The sequence below is a fragment of the Roseovarius roseus genome, from assembly GCF_043355935.2.
In the GTDB taxonomy this organism is placed as follows: domain Bacteria; phylum Pseudomonadota; class Alphaproteobacteria; order Rhodobacterales; family Rhodobacteraceae; genus Roseovarius; species Roseovarius roseus.
In genome coordinates, this window is record NZ_JBHFPE020000039.1 from 1 (window position 1) to 2642 (window position 2642).

Consider the following 2642-nt stretch of genomic DNA (forward strand, 5'->3'; position numbering starts at 1 on the left):
TTGGTTGCGGGAGTAGGATTTGAACCTACGACCTTCAGGTTATGAGCCTGACGAGCTACCGGGCTGCTCCATCCCGCGGCCGTTGTGCCTCACCTGGCGGTTGCTGTTGTGAGGGCTTCATCGAAAGAGAGATACGGGGTTCAAGGTTTTACTAGGTTTGGCGACGACCTACTCTCCCACGTCTTGAGACGCAGTACCATGGGCGCTACGGCACTTAACTGCCGGGTTCGGGATGGGACCGGGTGTTTTGCTCGCGCTATGATCACCAAACCGAGAAAAACCTTGAACTGTCCAAGTCATGTACGCTGATGTTTATGGTGTAAGTATGACTGATGTTTTCGAAGCTGCTTCGCTGTTGCGAAGTCTGGCTTTTACTGGATCAAATCAAGCCTATCGAGCAATTAGTACCGGTCAACTGAACGCGTTGCCGCGCTTACATCTCCGGCCTATCGACGTGGTGGTCTACCACGGCTCTCAGGGATACCTTGTTTTGAGGGGGGCTTCCCGCTTAGATGCCTTCAGCGGTTATCCTGTCCGTTCATAGCTACCCTGCACTGCTGCTGGCGCAACAACAGGTCCACCAGTGGAACGTTCACCCCGGTCCTCTCGTACTAGGGGCAACTCCTCTCAAGTATCCTACACCCACGGCAGATAGGGACCGAACTGTCTCACGACGTTCTAAACCCAGCTCACGTACCTCTTTAAATGGCGAACAGCCATACCCTTGGGACCTGCTCCAGCCCCAGGATGAGATGAGCCGACATCGAGGTGCCAAACACTGCCGTCGATATGGACTCTTGGGCAGTATCAGCCTGTTATCCCCGGCGTACCTTTTATCCGTTGAGCGATGGCCCTCCCACTTGGGACCACCGGATCACTATGACCGACTTTCGTCTCTGCTCGACTTGTCAGTCTCGCAGTCAGGCTGGCTTCTGCCATTGCACTCAACGACCGATTTCCGACCGGTCTGAGCCAACCTTCGCGCGCCTCCGTTACGATTTAGGAGGCGACCGCCCCAGTCAAACTACCCGCCACGCAGGGTCCCGGATCCGGATAACGGACCGCGGTTAGACATCAAGAGTGCGAAGAGTGGTATCTCAAGGATGACTCCACAGAATCTGGCGATCCTGCTTCAAAGTCTACCACCTATCCTGCACATCACAATCCTGATGCCAGTGCGAAGCTGTAGTAAAGGTGCACGGGGTCTTTCCGTCTAACCGCGGGAAGCCTGCATCTTGACAGGCAATTCAATTTCGCTGAGTCCACATTTGAGACAGCGGGGAAGTCGTTACGCCATTCGTGCAGGTCGGAACTTACCCGACAAGGAATTTCGCTACCTTAGGACCGTTATAGTTACGGCCGCCGTTTACCTGGGCTTCAATTCAGAGCTCTCACCCCTCCTTTTAACCTTCAGGCACCGGGCAGGCGTCAGACCCTATACGTCGTCTTGCGACTTCGCAGAGCCCTGTGTTTTTAGTAAACAGTCGCCACCCCCTGGTTTGTGCCCCCGGCCTCTACTTGCGTAAAAACCGGGCCTCCTTCTCGCGAACTTACGGAGGTATTTTGCCGAGTTCCTTAAATGTGGTTCTCTCAAGCGCCTTGGTATTCTCTACCAGTCCACCTGTGTTGGTTTAGGGTACGATCTAGCGATGGAGCTATTTCCAGGAACTGCTAAGCGGCCCATCCAATCCGATAAGGATGAACAACCCTCGCAATCCGTCACTTCCATCTGGCCCAGGAATATTAACCTGGTTCCCATCGACTACGCCTTTCGGCCTCGCCTTAGGGGTCGGCTTACCCTGCTCAGATTAGCTTTAAGCAGGAACCCTTGGACTTTCGGCGACAGTGTCTCTCACACTGTTTGTCGCTACTCATGTCATCATTCTCACTAGTGATCTCTCCACCGGATGGCTCACGCCCCGGCTTCATCGAAAGCTCCACGTCTCCGTAATGACCGAAGTCACTAAAGAGACACGGAACTATGTCACACTACGCTCTGCTACCACGTGCATAAATGCACATCCTAAGCTTCGGCTCATGGCTTGAGCCCCGTTACATCTTCGCCGCAGGACAACTTGTTTAGACCAGTGAGCTGTTACGCTATCTTTAAAGGATGGCTGCTTCTAAGCCAACCTCCTGGTTGTTATGGTCGTCCCACCTGCTTTCCCACTTAGCCATGAATTAGGGGCCTTAGCTGTAGGTCAGGGTTGTTTCCCTCTCGACAACGGACGTTAGCATCCGCTGTCTGTCTGCCATCCAGTACTCCTCGGTATTCGGAGTTTGGTTAGGATCAGTAAGCCTGTGGGGCCCCATTACCCATCCAGTGCTCTACCCCCGAGGGTATTCGGATGACGCTCTACCTAAATAGATTTCGCAGAGAACCAGCTATCTCCGAGTTTGATTGGCCTTTCACCCCTAGGCACAACTCATCCCGACCTTTTTCAACAGGTGTGGGTTCGGACCTCCAGTAAGTGTTACCTTACCTTCATCCTGGTCATGCCTAGATCACTCGGTTTCGGGTCTGATCCATCTAACTCATCCGCCCTATTAAGACTCGCTTTCGCTGCGCCTACACCTAACGGCTTAAGCTTGCTAGATAGACCAAGTCGATGACCCATTATACAAAAGGTACGCCGTCACCC

The 2642-nt window shown here is 53.4% G+C and carries 1 tRNA gene and 2 rRNA genes (1 of these 3 running past the window's edge); all 3 read right to left on the bottom strand.

Going from position 1 to position 2642, the window contains the following annotated elements:
* Position 1: 1 nt before the first annotated feature.
* Positions 2–78: transfer RNA gene (locus ACEWPL_RS19160), tRNA-Met, on the bottom strand.
* A gap of 77 nt (positions 79–155) precedes the next feature.
* A 5S ribosomal RNA gene (gene rrf / locus ACEWPL_RS19165) occupies positions 156–270 on the bottom strand.
* Between the two features lie 110 nt (positions 271–380).
* Positions 381–2642, bottom strand: a 23S ribosomal RNA gene (locus ACEWPL_RS19170) (it continues 662 nt past the right edge of the window).